This window comes from Dechloromonas sp. ZY10, assembly GCF_041378895.1.
GTDB classification, from domain to species: Bacteria; Pseudomonadota; Gammaproteobacteria; order Burkholderiales; family Rhodocyclaceae; genus Azonexus; species Azonexus aquae.
In genome coordinates, this window is sequence record NZ_CP144212.1 from 202,311 (window position 1) to 225,557 (window position 23,247).

A 23,247-nucleotide genomic window follows, 5' to 3' on the forward strand; every position below is an offset into this window, starting at 1 on the left:
ACCCGCGAGCCAGCCGCTAAACTCTGGCCGATCCATCACGAGGAGAATCACATGTGTACTGTCTGCGGCTGCGCACCCGGCGAAGTCAAGATCGAGGGCGGCGCCCACGCGCATCACCACGACCATGAACATGGGCATCCGCATACCCATGCCGACGGCACCACGCACAGCCACGCGCACGACCATGCCGGCGCCCACGGCCACGGCGGGGCGCACGAGCATCATCACCACGCCCACAGTCACACCCACGCCGATGGCTCGACCCACAGCCATGCCCATGATCACTCCGGCGACCATGAACACGAACATGCTCACCACCACGCCGATGAGCATGCGCACGACCATTCACACGAACACCCGCATCACCACGGCGTTGGCGGCGATCTCGACTACGGCAGCGGCCCGGCGCGCGCCCATGTGCCGGGGATGAGCCAGGCGCGGATGGTGCAGATCGAGCAGGACATCCTGGCCAAGAACGACCGCTACGCCGAGGCCAACCGCCGCTGGTTCGACGAGCGCGGCATCTTCGCGCTCAATCTGGTGTCCAGCCCCGGTTCGGGCAAGACCACGCTGCTGTGCAAGAGCATCGAACTGCTCAAGAACGAAGTCGCGATCAACGTCGTCGAAGGCGACCAGCAGACCGCCAACGACGCCGAGCGCATCCGCGCCACCGGCGTGCCGGCGCTGCAGATCAACACCGGCAAGGGCTGCCACCTCGACGGCCACATGGTTGGCCACGCGATGGAGCGGCTCAAGCCGGCCGACCACTCGCTGTTCCTGATCGAAAACGTCGGCAACCTGGTCTGCCCGGCGGCTTTCGACCTCGGCGAGCATCACAAGGTGGCGATCCTCTCGGTCACCGAAGGCGAGGACAAGCCGCTCAAATACCCGGACATGTTCGCCGCCGCCGACCTGATGCTGCTCAACAAGTGCGACCTGCTGCCCTATCTGCAGTTCGACGCCGACCTCGCCGAGGCCAACGCCCGCCGGGTCAATCCCAAGCTGACCGTGCTGCGCGTCTCGGCGACCAGTGGCGAAGGCATGGCCGCCTGGCTCGACTGGATCCGTGCCGGCCTGCGCGCCCAGGCCGGCAAGCGCGAGGTCAGCGTCGACCAGCTCAAGGCGCGCATCGCCGAACTTGAACGCCAACTGGCCGCGCGTTAAGCGGTGTTCGCGCCAGAACGGAAAAACGGGCATTTTCACGGTCGACCGTGGCGATGACCTTTTTTCCCGCCGGCTGCACTTTTTCTGAGGTTTTCCGCGCATGTTCTCGATCATTGTTGCCTTGTTGTTGCTTGCCGCCGGGGTGGCGGCGATTTACCTGATCTTGAAAAAGATGACCGAGGAGGGGATCGACATTGCCGCCCCGGGCAGCTGCCGGCGTGGCCTGTGCGGCAAGCCCGGCAGTTCGGCTTGCGGGCAGCCGGAGCCGGTGGCCGAGGAGGCACCGCCGGGCGGCGGGCCGCGCGCGGGCTGAGACCGTCGATCAGGGAAAATCCGCTGCCGCCGGCCGCGTTTTAAGCGGCCGGCAAGCACTCCGACAGGCGGTGCAAGTGCTAGAATGGCGGCCCGATTGCGCACTGCACCATGAGCTCCCATGAGTGACGAAACCAACCTGACCGAAGCCGATACCGTCAAGGACGACCTTGCCGAAGTGCAGGATCTGCTCGCCAAGCATCGTCTGGTTGAGGATGTGGTGCGCCGGCAGGAAGGCACGCGGCATGATCTGGTCGAGAACCTCGTGCATCGCCAGCACATCGGCGAATTGCGCGCGCTGTTCGCGCGCCTGCCGACGGTCTCGGTGGCGCTGATCCTCAGCGCCTTGCCCGACGAAGATCGGCTGATCGCGTGGAACGAGATTGCCGAAGAGCGGATCGACGACATCCTCGAACTGCTCTCCGAGGAAATCCGCGAGGATCTGGTCGGCGACGGCCGGCACACCAGCACCAAGGTGATGGTCAATGCCTTCGAACTGCACAACGGCCGGATGCGCCAGATCACCGTCGACCGGCCCGGCCAGCTGGCCAACATCAAGCCGATCTGGGTCGACTTGGTAGCGCCGACGCCGCGCGTGCGCGACTGGGTCGGTCGGCATTTCGGGCTGGAACTGCCGGACCCGGAAGACCTGACCGACCTCGAAGCCTCGGCTCGCTTCTATATCGAAGACAACGGCGAAATCCACCTGCACTCGGACTTCCTGCTCGACCTCGATACCGAGTCGCGCAACGTGCCGGTGGCCTTCATCCTGCACAAGGACATCCTGTTCTCGGTGCGCACCGAAGAACTCCCGGTCTTCCGTCTGCAACGGCTGCGTGCGCGCACCCAGCCCGGTTACGTGACCTGCGGCACCGACGTGCTGCTCGACTTGTACGCGGCCGATGCCGAGTACTCGGCGGATGCGCTGGAGGACGTCTATGCCGACCTCGAATCGGCCGGCCGCCACGTGTTGAATACGCGGATGACCGACGAGGAAGCCGGGCTGATCCTGGCCGACATCGCCCGTCAGGAAGACCTGAACGGACGCATCCGTCGCAACGTGCTGGATACCCGCCGCGCGGTGTCCTTCCTGACCCGTGCCAAGTTCCTCTCGGCGCAGCAGCAGGAAGACGCGCGCCAGATCATGCGCGACATCGAATCGCTCGACGGCCACACCTCCTTCCTGTTCGGCAAGATCAACTTCCTGATGGACGCCGTGGTCGGCTTCATCAACATCAACCAGAACCAGCGCATCAACAAGCTGACCAAGCTGTCGATCGTGTTCATGCCGATCAACATCGTCGCCGGGATCGGCGGCATGTCGGAATTCTCGATGATGACTGAAGGCGTCGCCTGGCCGCTCTCATACGGCGCGCTGACGGTGACCATGGGGATCATCGGCTGGTTGACCTATCTGGCCTTGCGCCAGGCCGAACAGCGCGAAATCCAGCGCAAGCTGGAAAGCACCAGTGCCGCGCTGAAGCGGCCCGGCACGCCGGCGGCCAAAGGCTGAACCGCCTGGTAGCGGATCTCCGCCGGCTTTGCCCGGTTGGCCAATGAAAAACGGCGCCCCGCAGGCGCCGTTTTTGTTGGCTGGTAAGCCGTAGCCCGCTTACTTCAGGCTGGCAAAGTAAGCGTCGGCAGCGGCAACCGTTGCGGCGATCTCGGCCTCACTGTGCGCGGCCGAGACAAAACCGGCTTCGAAAGCCGATGGCGCGAAGTAGTGGCCGGCGTCGAGCATGGCGTGGAAGAAGCGGTTGAAGGCTTCCTTGTCGCAGGCCAGCACCGCGTCGTAGGTGGTCGGGCATTGTTCGGCGAAATAGAGGCCGAACATGCCGCCGACGTTCTGTGCGGCGAAGGCGATGCCGTGTTTTTGCGCGGCAGCGACCAGCCCATCGCAGAGGGTGCGGGTTTTCACGGTCAACGCTTCGTAGAAGCCTTTTTGCTGCACCAGCTTCAGCGTCGCCAGACCGGCGGCAACGGCGATCGGGTTGCCCGACAGCGTGCCGGCCTGATAGACCGGGCCGAGCGGGGCGATCTTTTCCATGATTTCGCGCTTGCCGCCGAAGGCCGCCAACGGCATGCCACCGCCGACCACCTTGCCGAAGGTCGACAGGTCCGGGGTGATCCCGTAGTGGCCCTGGGCGCTGCCGAGGCCGACGCGGAAGCCAGTCATCACTTCGTCGAAAATCAGCACGGCGCCGTGCTGCGCGGTCAGTTCGCGCATGGCCTTGAGAAATTCGGCGGTCGGTGCGATCAGGTTCATGTTGCCGACCACCGGCTCGACGATCACCGCCGCGATCTTGTCGCCGTAGCCCTGGAAGGCTTCGGCCAGCGCCTGCGGGTCGTTGTAGGGCAGGACTACGGTGTTCTCGGCGATGCCGGCAGGGACACCGCCGGACGACGGGTTGCCGAAGGTGAGCAGGCCGGAGCCGGCTTTCACCAGCAGGCTGTCGGAGTGGCCGTGGTAGCAGCCCTCGAACTTGACCAGCAGGTCGCGGCCGGTAAAGCCACGCGCCAGGCGGATCGCACTCATTGTCGCTTCGGTGCCGGAGGAGACCAGGCGGACCATGTCCATCGACGGCACCAGGTCGCACAGCAGGTCGGCGATTTCAATCTCGCGCTCGGTCGGTGCGCCGAAGGACAGGCCGTCGACGACGGCGGCCTGCACGGCAGCGATCACTTCCGGATGCGCGTGGCCGAGGATCATCGGGCCCCAGGAGCCGACGTAGTCGGTGTACCAGCGGCCGTCGGCATCCTGCACCTGGCTGCCGGCACCCTTCTGGAAGAACAGCGGCGTGCCGCCGACCGAACGGAAGGCGCGGACCGGCGAATTGACGCCGCCGGGAATGTGGCGCTGGGCGCGTTCGAACAGTTGCTGGTTGCGCGAAGGGGCTTGGGCAGTCATGGGCGTTTTCCTTGAAAGATCATTGCGCGAAAAGTTGTTGGTACTGGCGGGCGCGGGCGGCGATGTCCGGCGCCGAAAACAGGTCGCTGATCACCGCCAGCAGGTCGGCCCCGGCGGCGAGCAGCGGCGGCGCGTTGTCCAGGGTGATGCCGCCGATGGCGCAGGTGGCGACGGCAAACTCGCTTTTTGCCGCCGGGAACAGGTCGACCGTGGCACGCGGCGCATCGGGCTTGACCGACGATGGATAGACCGCGCCAAAAGCGACATAGTCGGCACCGGCGCGCGCGGCGGCGCGGGCACGTGCGATTTCGCCGTAGCAGGAGGCGCCGAGCAGCTTGCCGGGGCCGAGGATGGCGCGGGCGGCGGCCAGGCAGCCGTCGTCGCCGCCGAGATGTACGCCGTCGGCATCGACCAGCCGGGCCAGCGCCAGGTCGTCGTTGATGATCAGACAGGCGCCGTGCTGGCGGGTCAGCGTGCGCAACGCGCGGGCGCGGGCGACGCGCTCGGGCATCGGGCTTTGCTTGTCGCGGTATTGCACGATACGGCCGCCACCGGCGAGCACGGCCTCGACGGCGGCGAGCAGGCGGCTACCATCCGGCTGTTCCGGGGTGATCGCATAAAGGCCGCGCAAGGGGCCGGGTTGCGGCAGGCGAGGTTCAGTCATTGCCGTTCTCCGCCGCCGGGTCGGTGTCCTCGCCACCGGTATCGCGGGCCCAGAACAGGCGGTCGGGGATGAACTGGCCCATGCCGCCGCGAAAACCGTTCTTCAGTGTCTGCCAGGTGTAGTCCTGCGCGTCGCGCACCGCTTCCTCGACGCTGGCGCCGCCGGCGATCATTCCGGCAATCGCCGAGGCCAGCGTGCAGCCCGAGCCGTGGTAACTGCCCGGCAGGCGCGGCCAGCTATCGGCGCGCAACTGGCCTTCGGGACCGTAGAGGGTGTTGATCACTTCCGGGGTGTTTTCGTGGGTGCCGGTAATCAGCACGTACTGCACGCCGAGTTCGCGCAGGCGCTGGGCGCATACTTCGATCTCCGGCTCCTGTTCGTCCTCGTCGCTTTCGACCAGGCGCCGCGCTTCCGGCGCGTTGGGGGTGAGCACGGTGGTCTGCGGCAGCAGCAGTTCGCGCATCGCGGCGATCATTTCCTCACCGGAGAGGTTGTCGCCACGCCCGGAGGCCAGCACCGGATCGAAAATCAGTGGAATTTCCGGATAATCGCCGACGATCTCGGCTACCGTGACGATGTTCTCGACGCTGCCGAGCACGCCGATCTTGAAGGCTGCGACCGGCATGTCCTCAAGAATGGTGCGCGCCTGCTGTTCCAGCAGTTCGGCGCTGGTCGCGTGCACGCTGCGGACGCCGACGGTGTCCTGCACGGTGAGTGCGGTGATCGCGGTCAGTGGATGGCAGCCGAGGCTGGCCAGGGTCAGCAGGTCGGCCTGGATACCGGCGCCGGAGGAGGGGTCGCTGGCGGCAAAGACCAGCACCTGGGGCGGGCAGGGAGCAATCGGAGAAGGCAAGGTCGGCAGGGGCAGGGAATACTGAAGCAAGCACACAACGGGGGCCGCAGCCACCCGGACGGGCTGCCGATTGTATCCCGAATCCCCCGCCCGGCAGGACGAACTGGATCAACAAACAGGCTGCATTTTTTCGCCGGGCGTCCTTCCGTAGTATGATCCGGAAGTTAAGGAAAAAGCGCCGGCCAGGCCCGGTCAGGCAATTTTCCCGACTTCGGGGAGGGACGCAAATTGGTCGATTCAGCGAAACTGGCAGGTCTGACCGTGATGGTCATCGATGACAGCAACACCATACGCCGCAGCGCCGAGATTTTCATGTCGCAAGCCGGCTGCAAGGTCGTTCTGGCCGAAGACGGTTTCGATGCCTTGGCCAAGATCGCCGACCACCAGCCCGCCCTGATCTTCTGCGACGTGATGATGCCGCGCCTCGATGGCTACCAGACCTGTTCGCTGATCAAGAAAAATCCTCGTTATGCCCACATCCCGGTGATCATGCTCTCGTCCAAGGACGGCCTGTTCGACCGGGCGCGCGGCAAGATGGTCGGTTCCGACCGCTACCTGACCAAGCCCTTCACCCGCGACAGCCTGCTCCAGATCGTAGCGGCCTATGCCGAGGCACAAGCCCAGGAAGCAGGTGTGGCCAATGCTGCATGATCTGTCTCTGTAACACCCCAACGAAGCACCCATGCCAATAAAAAACATTCTCGTCGTCGACGACTCCCCGACCGAACGCTATTTCACCGTCGACATCCTGACCCGTGCCGGTTATCACGTGACGACCGCCAATAATGGCGAAGAGGGTATTGCCAAGGCGCGCAGCGAGCGCCCCGACCTGATCCTGATGGACGTGGTGATGCCCGGCCTGAACGGCTACCAGGCGACCCGAACGCTGACCCGCGACGAAAGCACCAGCAATATCCCGGTCATCGTGTGTACCTCGAAAGGCCAGGAGACCGACAAGATCTGGGGCATGCGGCAAGGCGCGGTCGATTATCTGGTCAAGCCGCTCAATCCTGAAGAACTGCTGCAACGGATCGCTGCTCTCGCCTGATGCCGCACAAGACCAGCCTGCGCGAATTCCAGTCTTATCTTGCCGACCGCCTGCAGCAGGCGGTCGCCGGATGCACTACCGCTTCCTGGCTGGGAATCGAATCGGGCGGCGAAAACTGGCTGGTCGATCTTTGCGATGGTGGTGAGATCGTGCCGACGCCGCAGATCAGCGGCGTGCCGTTGACCCGTCCGTGGTTTGCCGGGGTGGCCAATGTACGCGGCACGCTGTACGCGATTACCGATTTTTCGGCTTTTCGCGGCAAGGCAGCGACGCCGCGCAACGCGCATGCCCGTCTGCTGCTGGTTGGTTCCCGGCATGGCGTTAATGCCGGCCTGCTGGTCGGTCGCACACTCGGGCTGAAAAACCCCGAGAGCTTTGCCGAGCAGGCGGCGGGCGGTCGCGGTCCATTGTGGGGGACCCGGCGGTTTGCCGACCCTCAGGGGCGGCTCTGGCACAAACTCGACGTGCGGGCGCTGCTGGCCAGCCCCGAGTTCATGAATATCGCAAACTGAGCCGGCTCAAAAGGAGGAAGGCAAGGTGTTCAGCATCCAGAATCTGCGCGGCAAGGAGCTTGCCAATGGCATCGCTGGCGGGCTGGCTGCGGTCGCAGGCGACCGCCCCGAAGTTGTCCGCCGGGTCAAACTGTTCGGCGGTGCTCTCGCCATCCTGCTGCTGACGACCGCCGGCCTGGCCTATTACGACAAGCGTGAGTCGGCGCACGCCACGGCTTATGTGGCGGCGGCGGGCGAAATGCGGATGCTGTCGCAGCGCCTGGCCAAGGCCTCGTCGCTGGCTTTGCAGGGGCAGCCGCAGGCCTTCGGGCAGCTCAGGGAGTCGCAGCAGAAGTTCTCGCAACTGCTCGACAGCCTGATGCAGGGGGGCGATGTCGGCAGCAGCGAGGTGCCGCCCTCGCCGACGGCGGTGGCGGCACCGCTGGAGGCCTTGAATGCCCGCTGGCGACCGACCGAGAAGGATGCGCAGGCGCTGATCGCGCAGGAAAAGAATCTGGTCGCGCTGGGGCGTCATGTTGCCGTGATCGATGCCAAGAATACCGAGTTGCTTGAACTGACCGAGCAACTGGCGACCCTGAAGCTGCAGGCCGGCGCGGTGGCACGCGAGATTGCTGCCGCCAACCAGCTGGTGATGCTGACCCAGCGTACCGCCAAGAACGCATCGGCGCTGCTGGTCGGCCACGAGATCAATCCCGAAGTGGCCTTCCTGCTGGGCAAAGACACCAACAGTTTCCGCGACCTGCTGCATGGTCTGCTGCGCGGCAGCGAAACCTTGCGCCTGTCGGGCAGCAACGATGGCAACAGCCAGGACAAGCTGAAACAGCTGGAAAAGGCGTTTGCCAACTACGACAGTGCGATCACCGGCATCCTCGGCAACCTGCAGGTGCTGACCCAGTCCAAGCAGGCTGGTGCACGCATCTTCAACGATAGCGAAAACCTGCTCAAGGCGACCGACGAACTGGCGACTGCCTATCAGGAAAATCTCGGTGAGCGGACGCTGACCACCAGCCTGCTGCTGGTGTTGACACTGGCGGTACTGGTCACGCTGGCCTTGCTGATCCGGGTTTACTTCGCCGACAGCGCGCGCCGGGCGCAGGAGGCGGAGGAGCATCGGCAGGCGTCGGAAAAGGCCAACCGCGAGAATCAGGAGGCGATCCTGCGCTTGATGAATGAACTCGGCGACCTGGCCGACGGTGACCTGACGGTCACTGCCACGGTCACCGAGGACATCACCGGGGCGATTGCCGATTCGATCAACTACACCATCGAGGAGTTGCGGCTGCTGGTCGGGCGGATCAACGATGCTTCGACCCGGGTCAATGCTGCGACCGAAATCGCCCGCAAGACCTCCGGTGAGTTGCTTGCCGACGCGCAGCGTCAGGCTGGCGAGATTCGCGGAGCCGGCAAGATGGTGCTGGACATGGCCCAGTCGATGAAGGCGATTTCCGGCAAGGCCTCGCGTTCGGCCGCCGTCGCCGACCAGTCCTTGCAGGCCGCCGAAAAGGGCAATGCCGCAGTGCAGGATTCGATCAAGGGGATGAACGAAATCCGTGGGCAGATTCAGGAGACCGCCAAGCGGATCAAGCGCCTGGGGGAAAGCTCGCAGGAAATCGGCGAAATTGTCGAGTTGATTTCCGATATCACCGAACAAACCAACGTGCTGGCGCTGAATGCGGCGATCCAGGCGGCGACCGCCGGCGAAGCCGGGCGCGGCTTTACCGTGGTGGCCGAAGAGGTGCAGCGGCTGGCCGAGCGCTCGGCCGAGGCGACCAAGCAGATTGCCGACATCGTACGGACGATTCAGGGCGATACCCAGGATGCCGTTTCGGCGATGGAGCGCTCGACCCAGGGGGTGGTCGAGGGGGCGAAGCTTTCCGACGCAGCCGGTCAGGCGCTGATCGGTATCGGCCGTGTTTCGAGCGATCTGGCAACGCTGATCCGGCATATTTCCGCCGACACCCAGGGCCAGGCCGATACCGCCCGGGCCGTGGCGGCGCGGATGCAGGAAATTCTCAAGCTGACTGGTCAGACCAACGCCAACTCGCAGCGTACCGCTCAGGCGGTCGATGAGTTGACGGCGCTGGCCAACGAACTCAAGGGCTCGGTGGCCGGCTTCAAGGTCGGCTAGGCAGGAACGCAGGCATGAAGCAAGCAGATCATTTCGATACCGCCCGGCTGGGCTGGATCAAGCCCGACCTGGAGCGGGCCCTGGCGGCCGCCGGCGCTGCCCTGGAGGGGTTTGGCAGCGACGGCGATGCCGGACATTTGCTGCAGGCGCGCGAAGAGTTGCATCGGGTCTCCGGTGCCCTTACCTTGCTCGGCGGTCTCGACGGCCTGCTGCGGCTGGTTGTCCGCTGCGAAGAGATTCTCGCCCGGCCGGCCTATCCCCCCGACCGCGCCTTGCTTGCCCGGCTGCAGGCCGGGGTGGCCGAAATCCGCAGCTATCTTGACGATCTGCAGGCCGGTCAACCCAATCAGGCGCTACGGCTGTGGCCGGTCTATCGAGAGTTGTGCGAAAGTGACGGTCAGCCCGCTCAGCGGGTTGATCTCTTCCATCCGGTGCTGCAGCCGTTTCCGCCGGTTGGCGGCGATGATGCTGCCAGCGTACCGGCCGAAGAGCGGTCGGCACGGCTCAAGACCGCCCGGCTGGCATACCAGAAAGGCCTGCTGCTGTGGCTCAAGAAGCCGGATGAGGCCGAAGGCGGGCGTCGGCAGATGCGGGCGGCTGTGCAGGTGATTGCTGATTGTCACGAGGCGGGTGACGAACGCTCGCGCTGGCGGGTGGCCGTGGCTTTCCTCGATGCACTGGTGCTGAGTGCGGTCGCCGGCGAACCTTCGGCGCGCAACCTGTGTTCGCAGCTCGATGCCCGAATCCGTCGCCTGCTGGAAGGGCGGAGCGGTGAAGATGGCGAATTGCTGCGCCAGTTGCTGTTCCAGATTGCCCAGGTCGCGCCGCAGACCAGCGACGCAGTCGCCGCCGTACATGCAGCCTTTATGCTGGCGCTGCAGGCACCGAAGAGCCTGGCTGGCAGCGCGCAGGAGCCGGCACTGCGCCGCCTGCGCGAAATTCTGCAGGCGGCCGAGGACGACTGGCGGCGTTTCTGCGCCGGCCAGGCTGCCAGCCTGGCCGATTTTGCCCAGCAAATCCTGCAGGCCGCGCTGCTGTCGCACGAACTGGGTAACACCGACCTGCGCCGGCTGGCGCAAGGGCTGACTGCGGTCGTGACCTGGCTGGTCGAGGCGCCGTCGCGCCACCGCGACGCAGTGGCGATGGAAGTGGCAACCGCCATCCTGCTGTTTCAGAACGCACAGCAGCAGTTCCAGCAGCTGGATCGCGAATTTGCGCAGCAGGTCGACCGCATGGTCGATCGCCTGCATGCCTGCATTGCCGGCCGCATCCCGGTCAACGACGGCGAGCCGGCAGCGCTCGACGAAATGACCCGCCGGGCGCAAGAGTCGTTGCTGGTCGAGCAGGTCAGCCGGCAGATGCGCAACAATCTTGCCGGCGTCGAGCAGATGCTTGACCAGTATTTCCGCCAGCCGACCGCCGAAACCGACCTGACTCCGCTGGAAGGACCGTTGCGGCAGGTTGCCGGTGCCTTGACCATGCTTGGCCACCTGCCGGCTGCCGCCGCTGTTCAGTCCTGCCTGGCCGACATCCGCCGGCTCGACCCCGGCGTCCCGGATACGGCATTGTGTGCCTCGCTGGCCGAGCGTCTGGCACTGCTTGGCTTCTTTGTCGATGCGCTGCCGCAGGGCGAGCACGATTTCACCGCTTTTTGCCGGCGGATTCAGGGGGAAGCGGCGGCCACGCTGCTGGCGGCTCCACCGGTTCCCAGCCCGGCAGCGGTTGCTCCGGCGATCGACGGCGAATTGCTGGCCATCTTCCTCGAAGAGGGCGACAACGTACTCGCCAGTCTGCAGGAACAGGCTGCGGTCTTGCGCCGCAACCCCGGTCAGCGCCAGGCGCTGACCGATGTCCGGCGGGCTACGCATACGCTGAAGGGTAGCGGTCGCATGGTCGGCTTGCACCAATTGGGCGAGGCCGCCTGGGCTCTGGAGCAGGCCTATAACCACTGGCTGGCACAGGATCTGCCGGCCAGCCCCGAATTGCTGCAACTGCTGGCCGGGCAACAGACCTTGCTGGCCGACTGGCTGGCCCATCTGCGCTCGCCGCAAAGCCATCCGGCCCCCGACCCGCAGCCGCTGGTGCGGGCAGCCGAAGCCTTGCGCGGAGTGGTTGGCGTGCCGCTCGAAGATGAAATCCCGACGCTCGACGACGTTGTTCCGACCACCTCCGAGCCGCTGCCGCCAGAGAGCCCGGCAGTGCCGGCTCCCGGGGAGCAAACCGCCGAGGAGCCGCCCAGTGAGTTGGCCGCAGATCCTCTTACCGCACCGGCAGCGGAAAATCCATCGCTGCCACGGTCGACCGCGGATCACGGCGATTTTCCCGCCACCACGCCGAGCGAGTCGGTCGCCTACACCGAGCCACCCAGCGGTCAGACGATCTCGATCTCGGCAACCCTCTACGACATTTTCCGGATCGAGGCGCGCGAACACCTGCAAACCCTGGCCGCTGATCATGCCGACCTGCTGGCCTGCCCGCTGATGCCGACTCCGTTCGAAATGGCCCGGGCCGCACATACCCTGGGCGGGATCGCCGCCACGGTCGGCCTGATGCCATTGAACCACCTGGCGCTGGCGCTGGAGCGTGCGCTGCTGCGGCGCAACCAGACCCTGGTGCCGAGTTGTCGCCACAGCCTGGAAATCCTGCGCCAGGCAATCGTCACGCTGGACGACATGTACGTCGCTGCCGGCGACGAGGAGTTGGTCGAGAAAGACACCTTGATCGCCGCCCTCGATGAACTGTTTCCGTCGGAGTTCGCCACGGTCGGGCCGGTGGAAGCCCCGGAAGCCCCGGAAGCCCCGGAAGCCCCGGAAGCCCCGGAAGCCCCGGAAGCCCCGGAAGCCCCGGAAGCCCCGGAAGCCCCGGAAGCCCCGGAAGCCCCGGAAGCCCCGGAAGCCCCGGAAGCCCCGGAAGCCCCGGAAGCCCCGGAAGCCCCGGAAGCCCCGGAAGCCCCGGAAGCCCCGGAAACCCCGGAAACCCCGGAAACCCCGGAAACCCCGGAAACCCCGGAAACCCCGGAAACCCCGGAAACCCCGGAAACCCCGGAAACCCCGGAAACCCCGGAAACCCCGGCGGCCGGGGGCGACGAGATTGATCCACGCCTGCTGGCGATCTTTCATGAAGAGGCTGCCGAGCAGTTGCCGGTGATGGCGTCGCTGCTCCGGCAGTGGCGCGAGCATCCGCGCGACCCCGAGCCGCCTGCCGCGCTGGCCCGCGTGCTCCACACTTTCAAGGGCAATGCGCGGATGGCCGGGGCGCTGCGCCTGGGCGAACAGGCGCATGCACTGGAGTCGCGGCTGGAGGCCGCGAGTTGCGGCCGTGAGCCGCTCAGTCTGGCCTTTTTCGATGGCTTCGAGGCCGAGTGCGATGCGCTGGCACTGGCCACCGACGCCCTGCGGCCGGAGGCCGGGGCCTTGCCGCTTGCCGGCGGTGGTGCGGAAAACCAGGCCCTGCCGTCCTTGCTGCCGGCCGCCGAGGCGCCCGACGTCACCCCGCTGCCGGCGCTCAAGCCGCCGCAGCTGGCATTGAGTCTGCTGCCGCCGGAGCCGCCGCCAACCAGTCCGGCACCGTTGCCGGTGGTCGCCACCTTGTCGCCGCCAGCAACGCCGACGCCGAGCGAGGCGCCGCAGCCGTCACCGGTGGCCGGCGACGGTGCCGCAGCGGAGGCCGGCGAAACGCGCGGATTGCTGTTGCGCGTGCGTGCCGAACTGGTGGACCGCCTGGTCAACGAGGCCGGCGAACTGTCGATTGCGCGCAGCCGGATCGAAGGCGAGATGCGCAACCTGAAGTCGTCGATGCTGGAATTGACCGACAATGTGATCCGCTTGCGCCGCCAGTTGCGCGAGATCGAAATCCAGGCCGAAACCCAGATGCAGGCACGCGTGGCGCAGACCAGCGAGAGTCACGACCAGTTCGATCCGCTGGAACTCGACCGCTTTACCCGTTTCCAGGAATTGACCCGCTTCATGGCCGAGTCGGTCAATGACGTGGCGACCGTGCAGCAGAACCTGCTCAAGCATCTCGACGATGCCAATGCCGCCTTGCTGGCCCAGTCGCGGCTCAATCGCGATCTGCAGCAGGAGTTGCTGGGCATGCGGATGCTGCCTTTTGCCAGCCAGGAAGAGCGACTGCACCGGGTGGTGCGACAGACGGCTCGGGCGACCAGCAAGCGGGCGCGCTTTGAAATCGTCGGCGGCCAGGTCGAAATCGACCGCTCGGTCCTCGACCGGATGCTCGGGCCGATCGAGCACATGCTGCGCAATGCGGTTGCGCACGGGATCGAGACTGCTGCCGAGCGGCAGGCGGCGGGCAAGGACGCAATCGGCGAAATCCGCCTCAGTCTGGCCCAGGAAGGCAACGAAATTGTACTGGTGCTCAGCGACGACGGGCGTGGCCTTGATCTGCAGCGGATTCGTGCGCGGGCAGCTGAAATGGGCCTGCCGCAGCATGCCGGAGAGGACGCCGGGGCGCTTTGCGAACTGATTTTTCAGCCCGGTTTTTCGACAGCTGATACGCTGACCAGCGATTCCGGCCGTGGCATCGGCATGGATGTGGTCAAGACCGAGGTTTCGGCGCTGGGCGGGCGGATCGAAATCGAAAATCATCCTGGTCAGGGCTGCCAGTTCCGCATCTACCTGCCGCTGACGCTGGCGGTGACGCCGACCGTGCTGCTGCGTGCCGGGGCGCAGGTGTATGCGGTGCCGGCGGCGATGATCGAGCAGGTACTCGAACTCAAGAGCGGCGAGTTGCTCGAGGTCGTGCAGGCCGGCGAGGTGTGCTGGCACGACAAGACCTATCCCTTCCACTATCTGCCGCACCTGCTGGGCGACAGCCAGGCCGAGCCAGAGAGCCATCGCCTGACCTGGGTGCTGCTGCTGCGTTCCGGGACCCAGCGGGTGGCGGTACAGATTGATGAGTTGCAGGGTAATCAGGAAGTGGTGGTCAAGAACATCGGCGAACAGCTGGCGCGGGTGGTCGGAATTTCCGGCGCGACCGTGCTCGGCGACGGCCGTATCGTGCTGATCCTCAATCCGGTGGCGCTCGCGGCGCGGCGGCCGGCCTTCAATGTCGCGGCGCAGCTGGCGCCGGTCGAGGTTGATCATGGCATCGAGCAGGATGCGCCGACGGTGATGGTGGTCGATGATTCCCTGACCGTGCGCAAGATTCTGACCCGGCTGCTGACCCGCGAGGATTACACCGTGGCCCAGGCCAAGGACGGGGTCGATGCGCTGGAGCAGCTGGCCGACCCGGAGCAGGCGCCGCAGGTGATCCTGTGCGATGTCGAGATGCCGCGGATGGACGGCTTTGACTTCCTGCGCAGCTTGCGCACCGATCCGCGTTACCAGTCCCTGCCGGTGATCATGATCACCTCGCGCACCGCCGACAAGCACCGCCAGCATGCGCTCGAACTGGGCGCCAATGCCTACCTTGGCAAGCCTTACGACGAGGGCGAGTTGCTGCGTCTGCTGGCCTCGTTCTGTCCGCGTCCGGGGGCGGGCTAGGCGGTCTGCCGGCGCGGCCGCAGGGGGGGGGGCGTAAACGCCAACAGGCCCGCGCTGGGCGGGCCTGTCCGGGATTTGCTGCGGTCGGCTTATTCGTAGGTGTAGAAGCCCTTGCCGACCTTGCGGCCGAGATAGCCGGCTTCGACCATTTCAACCAGCAGCGGGGCCGGGCGGTACTTCGGATCCTTGGTCCCTTCGAACAGCACCTGCATCACCGCCAGTTCGACGTCGAGGCCGATCATGTCGCACAGCGCCAGCGGGCCGATCGGGTGGTTGCAGCCGAGCTTCATCGCTTCGTCGATCGAGGCGGCGTCGGCCAGGCCTTCGCCCAGCGCGAAGATGGCTTCGTTGATCATCGGGCAGAGCAGGCGATTGACCACGAAACCCGGGCTGTTCTTGACCTGCACCGGGGTCTTGCCGACCGCCTTGGCCAGCGTTTCGACTGCGGCGTAGGTGCTGTCGCTGGTCTGCAGGCCGCGAATCACCTCAACCAGCGCCATCATCGGTACCGGGTTGAAGAAGTGCATGCCGATCACCTGGGCCGGGCGCTTGGTCGCAGCCGCCAGCTTGGTGATCGAGATCGACGAGGTGTTGGAGGCGATGATCGCATCCGGCTTGGCCAGGTCGTCGAGCTGCTTGAAGATGCGCGTCTTCAACTCGAAGTTCTCGGTCGCGGCTTCGATGATCAGGTCCACGTCCTTGAGCGCGGCGACATCGGTCGCGGTGCCGATCAGGGCCAGTGCGGCGGCCTTCTGCTCGGCGCTCATCTTTTCCTTCTTGATCAGGCGGTCGAGGCTGCCGGCGATGGTGGCCACGCCTTTCTGCACGGCGGCTTCCGAAATGTCGGCCATGATCACGCGGAAACCGGCGACTGCGAATGCCTGGGCAATGCCGTTGCCCATCGTGCCGGCGCCGACGATACCGATTGTTTTGATGTCCATGTTTGCGTCTTTCTGTTCTCTAAGTGGTGTTATGGTTTTCTTCCATACGTGGGCGTATGGAAGACGGCACTTTAATTAACTTGCCGGGACTCTGCAATCGGGAAAGGAGACGGTGCAAACGCCCTATGCCGGCTGTTTTTAATCCGGGTCACGCCGGCTACGGCGAGATTGGCGTAAGCTCCCGCCGCGACGGCAGGAACAGGAAAGGACGGGAAATGCGCGGATGGCGGGTGCGCGGCTTGGTGCAGGGCGTGGGCTTTCGCCCCTGCGTGTGGCGGCTGGCCAGGGAAATGGGTTTGTCTGGCTGGGTGCGCAACGATGCTGCCGGAGTGACCCTGGCGTTGCAGGCAGATGCGGTCGCGGCGGAGGCGCTGCTTACCCGTCTGCGTTCCGAATTGCCGCTGCTGGCGCCGCTGGCCAGGATCGATGCGATCGAGGAAATCACGTTGGCGGCCGACGATCCACCCCTGCCGGCCGCTGGTTTCGTGATTGTCGACAGCCTGGCCGGCGCTGCTGCCACGGCCATCGGCCCGGATGCCGCGATCTGCCCCGCCTGTATCGCTGAAATGTGCGACCCCGCCGGGCGCCGCTGGCGCCATGCCTTTATCACCTGTACCCACTGTGGCCCGCGCTACACCGTCAGCGCCGGCATTCCCTACGACCGCGCGCGTACCAGCCTGGCCCCGTTCCCGCTCTGTCCGTCCTGTGCGGCGGAATATGCCGATCCGGCTGACCGCCGCTTTCACGCCGAAACCACCTGTTGTCCGGCTTGCGGCCCGCGTTTGCAATGGCGGGAGGCAAAAGACGGGAGATTCACGGTCGACCGTGAATCCGGGGCAAAAAGCGGCGTAAGCGAGGGCGCGTCCGGCTTGGCCCCGGTGGTCAGCGGGCTGGTCGAGCCTGCCGCTGGTGATCCGATTGCCATTACGCTGGCCTGGCTGCGCGCCGGGCGGATCGTTGCGCTCAAAGGACTGGGCGGTTTCCATCTCGCCTGCGATGCCGACAATCCGGCTGCCGTCGCCGAGTTGCGCCGGCGCAAGGCGCGCGATGCCAAGCCCTTCGCGGTGATGGCGCTGAACGCAGCTTCGGTCGCCGATCTGGCGCAGCTTGCACCGGCTGACGAAGCTTTGCTGCGGTCTCCGGCGGCGCCCATCGTGCTCTGCACCAAAGGTCCGCGTGATCTGCCTGGCGTCGCGCCGGGCTTGGGCGAAATCGGCCTGCTGCGCCCGGGGACGCCGCTGCATCTGCTGCTCTGGCACGAAGCTGCCGGGCGGCCGGCCGGCGTCGACTGGATGATGGCGCCGTCGCCGCTGCGGCTGGTGATGACCAGCGCCAACCCCGGCGGCGAGCCGCTGGTGATCGACAATGCCGAAGCCGTGGCGCGGTTGGCCGGGATCGCCGACGCCTTCTTGCTGCACGACCGGGCGATTGTTGTCCGTTGCGACGACAGCCTGCTACGGTCGACGGCGCTGGGGCCGCAATTCCTGCGTCGGGCACGCGGTTACGCGCCCTTGCCGCTGCGCTTGCCGGCTGGCGGCACGCCGGGCCTGGCGCTGGGCGGCTACCTGAAGAACACGATCTGCGTGCTGCGCGGTGAGCAGGCTTTCTTGTCGCAACACGTCGGCAGTCTCGACAATGCCGCGACCCTGGCCTTTCTCGATGAAGCCGTCACCCACCTGCTGGCGATTCTCGATGTCCGTCCGGCCTGGGTTGCGCACGACGCGCATCCCGATTACCCGTCAACGCAACTGGCGCAGCAACTGGCGGCGCGCTGGGGCGTGCCGGCACTGGCGGTACCGCACCATGCCGCGCATCTGGCGGCGGTTGCCGCCGAGTATGGCGAGCGCGGGCCGTTACTCGGGCTGGCGCTTGATGGGGTCGGGCTGGGCAGTGACGGGGGGCTGTGGGGCGGCGAATTGCTGGCGCTTGATTTACGTCCCGAAGCGGGGGAGGAAGCTGCGGCGGTGCACCCCTGCCGCCGGCTCGGCCAGTTGCGACCGCTGGCCTTGCCCGGTGGCGATCGTGCCGCGCGCGAACCGTGGCGGATGGCCGTCGCGGCCTTGCATGCGCTCGGATACCACGAGCGAATCTCCGGTTGGCTGGCGGCGACCTGGCCGGAGCAGGATTTGGGGCCGCTGCTGCAGATGCTCGACCGGGGGCTGCGCTGCCCGCCGACTTCCAGCCTTGGTCGAGTCTTCGATGCGGCGGCGGGGCTGCTTGGCTTGCGCGCGGTCGCAGCTTACGAAGGGCAGGCGGCGATGGAGTTGGAGGCGCTGGCGCGTTGCTGGATCGTCGAACACGGCGAGCCGGCCCCCCTCGCCGACGGCTTTCATCTCGGCGAGAACGCTGCCGGGAGGCTCGAACTGGACCTGCTGCCCTTGCTCGCAACGCTGGCCGCCTTGGCCCCGTCGGAACGCGAAGCGCGAGCGGCGGCAGCGGCGCTATTCCACGTGACGCTGGCAGCAGCACTGGAAAAATGGCTGCTGGCCACGGTCGACCGTGAATCAGGGCAAAAACCCGGGGGGCGGGCAATTGCCGGAGATGGGGGGGCGGCAGGGCAGCCTGCGGGACCGGTTTGCTACCTGGCCGGCGGCTGTGCGCAAAACACCTTGCTGGTCGGCTTGCTGGCTGCGCGGCTGGCGGCGTCCGGTGGCGAATTGCGCCTGCCGCAACAGGCCCCGGCCAACGATGGCGGGCTGGCCTTGGGACAGGCCTGGTGGGCGCGTTGTCACATGATTTAAGTTTTTTTCAGAAACCTCTTGTCTTTTCCTGGAACTTGCCTATAATGGCGCTCCTCACGACGCCAAACGTGAAAAACATTTGGTGAAGTGTTCCCCGATAGCTCAGTCGGTAGAGCGCCGGACTGTTAATCCGTAGGTCCCTGGTTCGAGCCCAGGTCGGGGAGCCAAGTTGCTTGCGGCTCGCGGTGCGAGCCGTTTTTGCATGTTGCCCATGTGGCTCAGTGGTAGAGCACTCCCTTGGTAAGGGAGAGGTCGGCAGTTCGATCCTGCCCATGGGCACCACGCCTTCTTCCGGATACCGCCCGGAAGTTCCATTCCCCCATCTCCCCGTCCGCCATGTCGCATCGTCTGTATGCCGCTTTGTGCCTGTTGCCCTTGCTTTCCGGCTGCTCGGTGATCGCGGTCGCAGATGCCGCCGTGACGGTGGCTGCAACCACGGTCAAGGTCGGGGCGACTGTCGTCGAAACGGCGGTGGATGTGACGGCCGCCGGGGTTCGCGCAGTCGCCGGCAGCAACGATAAAGAAGATTGAGCAGGCCGAGGCCTGCGTCCGTGCCAGCAGGGGCTGGCGGTGTCCCAACTGTTTTGCTGAAATTCAGCCGGCTTCGGCCAGGGCGCCCAGCACCGCCTTGACCGCTGGAGTCTTGCCTTTGCCGCCCAGATTGCGGCAGAAGGCACGGCCATAAACGCCGGTCAGGCCCGGATCAGTGGCGGTGTACAACGCCACCGTCGGGGTATCGAGCGCCACCGCCAGATGGGTCAATCCGGTATCGACACCGACTACGGCGCGGGCGCCCGCCAATAGTGCGGCAAGTTCGCCGATGCCTTGCGGCGGCACCGCGATCGCCTCCGGAATCGCCGCAGCCAGCCGTGCCGCGCGTTCGCGTTCAACCGGGTTGCCGCCCGGCAGCAGTGCGCGCAGGCCTTGCCGGTGCAACTCGTGGCCGAGTTCGATCCAGTGGTCTTCCGGCCACAGCTTGTCGTCGCGACTGGTCGCCGAGAGCAGCACGACATAGGGACCTTCCGGCCGCCAGGCAAAGTCGGCGGCGGGGGCGGTGATCCCGTAATCGGGGCCGCAATCAAGGTTGTAGCCGAGGGCGGCAGCGGTCAGCAGGCGGTTGCGCACGACTGCGTGCAAGTCGCGGGAAACCCGGTAGCGGCGCTCGTAAAGACGGCTGGCCAGCGGTTCGCGGATGCTCTCGGCGTCGTAACCGGCATGCGGCGCTGCCACCTGGCGGGCGAGCAGGGCGCTTTTGAGCAGACCCTGGCTGTCGATCACCAGATCGTAACGGGCCGCCTGCAGGCGCTGGCGCAGGGCGCCGATTTCGTTCCAGGTCTTGCCTTGCAGCAGTTGCTTGCGCCAGCGGCGCAGGGCGACCGGAACAATTTCGCCGAGTGCCGGGTGCAGCGGCGGGATCGCCGCGAAGCTTTCCTCGACGCACCAGTCGATGCGGGCTTGCGGGAAATGGCGGCGGATGTCGCTGAGCGCCGGCAGGTAATGAATCACATCGCCGAGCGACGAGGTTTTGACGATCAGGAGGCGCATCGGCAGCTAAAATGGGCGTTTTGCAGAAACCCGGATTATAAATGCCCGCCACTCGCCAGCCCCTGTCGGTCGTGATCATTACCCTGAATGCCGCTTCGCAACTGGCCGATTGTCTGGCCAGCGTGGGCTTTGCCGATGAGGTGGTGGTGGTCGATTCGGGCAGCACCGACGGTACCCGCGAACTTGCGGCCGCTGCCGGCGCGCGGGTGATCGAGCAGGCCTGGCTGGGTTTTGGCCGGCAAAAGCAGTTTGCCGTCGATGCCGCCTGCCACGATTGGGTGCTCTGCCTCGATGCCGACGAGCGGGTCAGTGAGGAACTGCGGCGGGCGCTGGAAAATGCGCTGAATTCGCCGTCGACCGTGCATGCCTACCGCTTTGCCCGCTGCAACCGCTTTCTTGGCCGCTACTTGCGCCATGGCGAAGGTTACCCGGACTGGTCGCTACGCTTTTTCGACCGCCGCCAGGCGCGCTGGTCCGACGACGCCGTGCATGAAAAGGTGCTGGCCGGTGGCCCGGTCGGGACTTTGCCCGGCGATCTGCTGCACGACTCGGCCGAGACGCTGGCCAGCTACCTCGCCAAACAGAACCGCTACACCAGCCTGGCCGCCGAAATGGCGGTTGCCGCCGGCAAGCGGGCCAGCGCCGGGCGTCTGGTGTTCAGCCCGCTGGTCCGCTTCGTCAAGTTCTACCTGTTTCGCCAGGGCTTCCGTGACGGCTTGCCCGGCTTGATCCACATCGCCATCGGCTGCTTCAACAGCTTCTGCAAGTACGCCAAGATGCGCGAGCTGGCGCTCACCAGGGAAACCGGCGAGCTGCGCCAGCCGGACTAGGCGAGGAGTGCGGCCGCTCGCCCGGAAAAATCGGGCTTTTTGTGGGTTGACCGTGGATAGGGGCCAACTGCGCTGAGGGCGCCTGATTTTGCCGCTGTCTTTCAGCGGGCGCCGGCTTCGGCCGGTAGCGCCGCCGGGGCGTCCGTTGGCGGCCGCTCCGGCAGGCTGACCCAGACGGCCGCTCCGGCCAACAGCAGGCCGCCCAGCCAGCCGCTGGCGGCGAGCGGCTCGCCCAGCCAGAAAACGGCGAACAGAGCGCCCCACAGCGGTTCGCTGCCGAGCAGCAAGGTGACCTGGGTCGGGCTGCTGGCGGCCAGCGCGCGGTTCATCGCCCAGAAGGCAAAGAGCGTGCAGAACAAAGTCAGGTAGGCGATGGCTATCCAGAAAGCAGGGGCCGTTGGCCAGGCAGGGAGGCTGCCACCGGGTGGGGCCAGCCCGAGGATGGCGAGTGCCCCGCCGCCAACCAGCAAACCCTGGGCGGCGGTCAGGCCGAGGCTGTCGACCGTGCGCTCGCGCAGCAGGCGGGTGGTCAGGCAGGTCTGGCCGGCGCGGATCAGGGCCGCCAGCAGCATCAGTGCATCGCCGAGATTGAGTCCGTTGGCAGCGAGCCCGGTCAGTAACCAGGTGCCGAACAGCGAGAGCAGTGCCGCCAGCCACAGCCTGGCGGCCGGGCGGCGACCAAACCAGGCCCATTCGACGCCCGGCGTCAGCAGCAGGCAGAGGCTGACGAGAAAGGCGGCATTACTCGCGCTGGTCCGCGCTACCCCCGCCGTTTCGGCAAGAAAGATCGCCAAGAGCCCGAGACTGGTCGGGGCTGCGACTGCCAGAGTCGCTCTTTGCTGTGCTGCCGGCAGTCGCAGCCAGTAGGGAGCGAGCAACAGCGCGGCAAACAGGAAGCGGAGGGCAATCACCCCGGCGACCGGGTACCAGTCCAGGGCTGTCTTGACCACACTGTAACTGCTGCCCCAGATCGTGGCAGTAAGCAGCAGCAGGGCTGCAGGCGGTAGAGACAGGGCGGGCGGCAGAGCGAGCATGGAAAGTAGCGGCAACCGTTGTTGGCGATGGAAGAAAATGATCCTGCTTAGTATGAATCCCGGCTTGTTGATTGATAATCCTGGTTTAAAGCAAAGGATTTGTGCTCGATGAGAACAAATGAATTGTTGCCGCTGTTGCCGGATCTGGCCGCTCTGGTTCAGGTGAGCGAGGCTGGCTCATTTACGGCGGCAGCCCGCCTGCAAGGGAGTACCCCGTCGGCGGTCAGTCGCCAGATCGCCCGGCTGGAGGCGGCGCTGGGTCTGACCGTACTGGAGCGCAGCACCCGCCGGCTGCGCTTGACCGCCGGTGGGCAGGAGGTTTTGCGCCATGCCCGGACGATGCTCGATGCGGCGCGTGCGGCCTGCGACGGTGCTGCCAGTCATGTCAGTCGTGTCGAGGGGCGGGTGCGGATCGCGGCTCCCAAGGCCGCCTTGCGGCAGTTGATCCATCCCGAGCTGCCGCGTCTGCTTGATGCTCATCCCGGTCTTGACCTGGAACTGGCAGTCAGCGACCACGCTGTCGATTTCATTGCCGGCGGGGTGGACATTGCGCTGCGGTTTGGCGATCCGCCACCAGGTTATGTCGCCCGTCCGTTCATCGAGGTGCGTACCCTGCTTTACGCCAGTCCCGCCTATCTGGCCCGGGCCGGGGTGCCGCAGCAGCCAGCCGATCTGGCGCAGCATAGCTGCCTGCATCTGGCCGAGCAGCCGGGCGACGACGAGTGGTGCCTGGTCAGTGGCGACGAGCGGCGGCTGGTCAATGTGCGCGGCCGCTACGCCAGCAATCACAGCGAAATGCGACGGGAGGCCGCCGAGGCGGGTTTCGGGATTGCCTGCCTGCCCGACTTTACCGCCCGCCAGTCGCTGGCGAAGGGCCTGCTGCTGCCGGTGCTGCCCGGCTGGCAGCTATTGGGCCGCTATCAGGGCAGCAACTGGCTGGTATACAGCGCCGACCGCTATCGCGCGCCACGGGTCCGCGTGGTGGTTGATTTCCTGCTCGGGATAGCCGACCGCCTGGGGCAGGGAGCGGCGGCGCGGTGAAGGAGGCGTGGCGGCCGCCGTTCGC

The 23,247-nt window shown here is 66.1% G+C and carries 18 protein-coding genes and 2 tRNA genes; 14 read left to right on the forward strand and 6 right to left on the reverse strand.

Translation table 11 applies throughout. From position 1 onward, the window contains the following. The first annotated feature begins 51 nt into the window (after nt 1–51). The 3 genes from hypB to VX159_RS01035 all read left to right on the forward strand — a co-directional run bounded on the left by hypB (nt 52) and on the right by VX159_RS01035 (nt 2,989). Nucleotides 52–1,164 carry a hydrogenase nickel incorporation protein HypB gene (gene hypB / locus VX159_RS01025; protein WP_371324142.1) on the forward strand — a complete coding sequence of 371 codons (1,113 nt, stop codon included), beginning with the start codon at nt 52–54 and terminating at the stop codon, nt 1,162–1,164. A 100-nt stretch (nt 1,165–1,264) separates the two neighbouring features. Beyond that, nucleotides 1,265–1,477: a hypothetical protein gene (locus VX159_RS01030; RefSeq protein WP_371324143.1), complete on the forward strand. Its 213-nt coding sequence runs from the start codon at nt 1,265–1,267 to the stop codon at nt 1,475–1,477. A 120-nt stretch (nt 1,478–1,597) separates the two neighbouring features. Continuing rightward, nucleotides 1,598–2,989: a CorA family divalent cation transporter gene (locus tag VX159_RS01035; RefSeq protein WP_371324144.1), complete on the forward strand. Its 1,392-nt coding sequence runs from the start codon at nt 1,598–1,600 to the stop codon at nt 2,987–2,989. 99 nt (nt 2,990–3,088) lie between these two features. Here the strand turns inward: VX159_RS01035 and hemL are convergent, their stop codons facing one another. Genes hemL through VX159_RS01050 form a run of 3 tightly spaced genes read right to left on the reverse strand, consistent with a single transcriptional unit; the run spans nt 3,089 to nt 5,931 of the window. After that, nucleotides 3,089–4,384: a glutamate-1-semialdehyde 2,1-aminomutase gene (gene hemL / locus VX159_RS01040; protein ID WP_371324145.1), complete on the reverse strand. Its 1,296-nt coding sequence runs from the start codon at nt 4,382–4,384 to the stop codon at nt 3,089–3,091. 19 nt (nt 4,385–4,403) lie between these two features. Then, entirely contained in the window at nt 4,404–5,048 is a 645-nt protein-coding gene (gene thiE / locus VX159_RS01045; RefSeq protein ID WP_371324146.1) for a thiamine phosphate synthase, read from the reverse strand. Next, entirely contained in the window at nt 5,041–5,931 is an 891-nt protein-coding gene (locus VX159_RS01050; RefSeq protein ID WP_371324147.1) for a hydroxymethylpyrimidine/phosphomethylpyrimidine kinase, read from the reverse strand. The genes thiE and VX159_RS01050 overlap by 8 nt, the downstream gene beginning before the upstream one ends. Before the next feature lie 234 nt (nt 5,932–6,165). On the opposite strand from VX159_RS01050, the gene VX159_RS01055 reads away from it, so the two are divergent. The 5 genes from VX159_RS01055 to VX159_RS01075 are packed head-to-tail and all read left to right on the forward strand — an operon-like array spanning nt 6,166 to nt 15,090. Beyond that, nucleotides 6,166–6,552: a PleD family two-component system response regulator gene (locus VX159_RS01055; RefSeq protein WP_371325480.1), complete on the forward strand. Its 387-nt coding sequence runs from the start codon at nt 6,166–6,168 to the stop codon at nt 6,550–6,552. A gap of 31 nt (nt 6,553–6,583) precedes the next feature. Next, on the forward strand, nt 6,584–6,949 hold the full coding sequence (locus VX159_RS01060) for a response regulator transcription factor (RefSeq protein WP_371324148.1): 366 nt from the start codon (nt 6,584–6,586) through the stop codon (nt 6,947–6,949). Continuing rightward, nucleotides 6,949–7,461 (forward strand): chemotaxis protein CheW, encoded by a 513-nt coding sequence (locus VX159_RS01065; RefSeq protein ID WP_371324149.1) that lies wholly within the window; start codon nt 6,949–6,951, stop codon nt 7,459–7,461. The genes VX159_RS01060 and VX159_RS01065 overlap by 1 nt, the downstream gene beginning before the upstream one ends. A 25-nt stretch (nt 7,462–7,486) precedes the next feature. Next, on the forward strand, nt 7,487–9,589 hold the full coding sequence (locus VX159_RS01070) for a methyl-accepting chemotaxis protein (RefSeq protein WP_371324150.1): 2,103 nt from the start codon (nt 7,487–7,489) through the stop codon (nt 9,587–9,589). 14 nt (nt 9,590–9,603) lie between these two features. Next, a complete protein-coding gene (locus tag VX159_RS01075; protein ID WP_371324151.1) occupies nt 9,604–15,090 on the forward strand; it encodes an Hpt domain-containing protein in 5,487 nt (1,828 codons plus the stop codon). A gap of 89 nt (nt 15,091–15,179) precedes the next feature. On the opposite strand, the gene VX159_RS01080 is transcribed toward VX159_RS01075, so the two are convergent. Next, nucleotides 15,180–16,031, reverse strand: coding sequence for a 3-hydroxybutyryl-CoA dehydrogenase (locus VX159_RS01080; protein WP_371324152.1), 852 nt, complete (start codon nt 16,029–16,031; stop codon nt 15,180–15,182). Nucleotides 16,032–16,246: 215 nt separating this feature from the next. Here VX159_RS01080 and VX159_RS01085 point away from each other — a divergent pair, with 215 nt between their 5' ends. The 4 genes from VX159_RS01085 to VX159_RS01100 all read left to right on the forward strand — a co-directional run bounded on the left by VX159_RS01085 (nt 16,247) and on the right by VX159_RS01100 (nt 19,303). Then, nucleotides 16,247–18,772: a carbamoyltransferase HypF gene (locus tag VX159_RS01085; RefSeq protein ID WP_371324153.1), complete on the forward strand. Its 2,526-nt coding sequence runs from the start codon at nt 16,247–16,249 to the stop codon at nt 18,770–18,772. 91 nt (nt 18,773–18,863) lie between these two features. Further along, nucleotides 18,864–18,939 (forward strand) — tRNA-Asn (locus VX159_RS01090). A gap of 40 nt (nt 18,940–18,979) precedes the next feature. Then, nucleotides 18,980–19,054: transfer RNA gene (locus VX159_RS01095), tRNA-Thr, on the forward strand. Nucleotides 19,055–19,108: 54 nt separating this feature from the next. After that, nucleotides 19,109–19,303, forward strand: a complete 195-nt coding sequence (locus tag VX159_RS01100; RefSeq protein WP_371324154.1) for a hypothetical protein — start codon at nt 19,109–19,111, stop codon at nt 19,301–19,303. 63 nt (nt 19,304–19,366) lie between these two features. On the opposite strand, the gene waaC is transcribed toward VX159_RS01100, so the two are convergent. Next, nucleotides 19,367–20,317, reverse strand: a complete 951-nt coding sequence (gene waaC, locus VX159_RS01105; RefSeq protein ID WP_371324155.1) for a lipopolysaccharide heptosyltransferase I — start codon at nt 20,315–20,317, stop codon at nt 19,367–19,369. A gap of 41 nt (nt 20,318–20,358) precedes the next feature. Between waaC and VX159_RS01110 the strand changes: the two genes are divergently transcribed. Next, entirely contained in the window at nt 20,359–21,147 is a 789-nt protein-coding gene (locus VX159_RS01110; RefSeq protein ID WP_371324156.1) for a glycosyltransferase family 2 protein, read from the forward strand. A 101-nt stretch (nt 21,148–21,248) separates the two neighbouring features. Here VX159_RS01110 and VX159_RS01115 read toward each other — a convergent pair whose 3' ends face one another. Beyond that, the gene (locus tag VX159_RS01115) at nt 21,249–22,181 is read right to left on the reverse strand and encodes a DMT family transporter (protein ID WP_371324157.1); all 933 of its coding nucleotides are present in this window, start codon (nt 22,179–22,181) and stop codon (nt 21,249–21,251) included. Nucleotides 22,182–22,289: 108 nt separating this feature from the next. On the opposite strand from VX159_RS01115, the gene VX159_RS01120 reads away from it, so the two are divergent. Next, nucleotides 22,290–23,222, forward strand: a complete 933-nt coding sequence (locus VX159_RS01120; protein ID WP_371324158.1) for a LysR family transcriptional regulator — start codon at nt 22,290–22,292, stop codon at nt 23,220–23,222. Nucleotides 23,223–23,247: the final 25 nt, after the last annotated feature.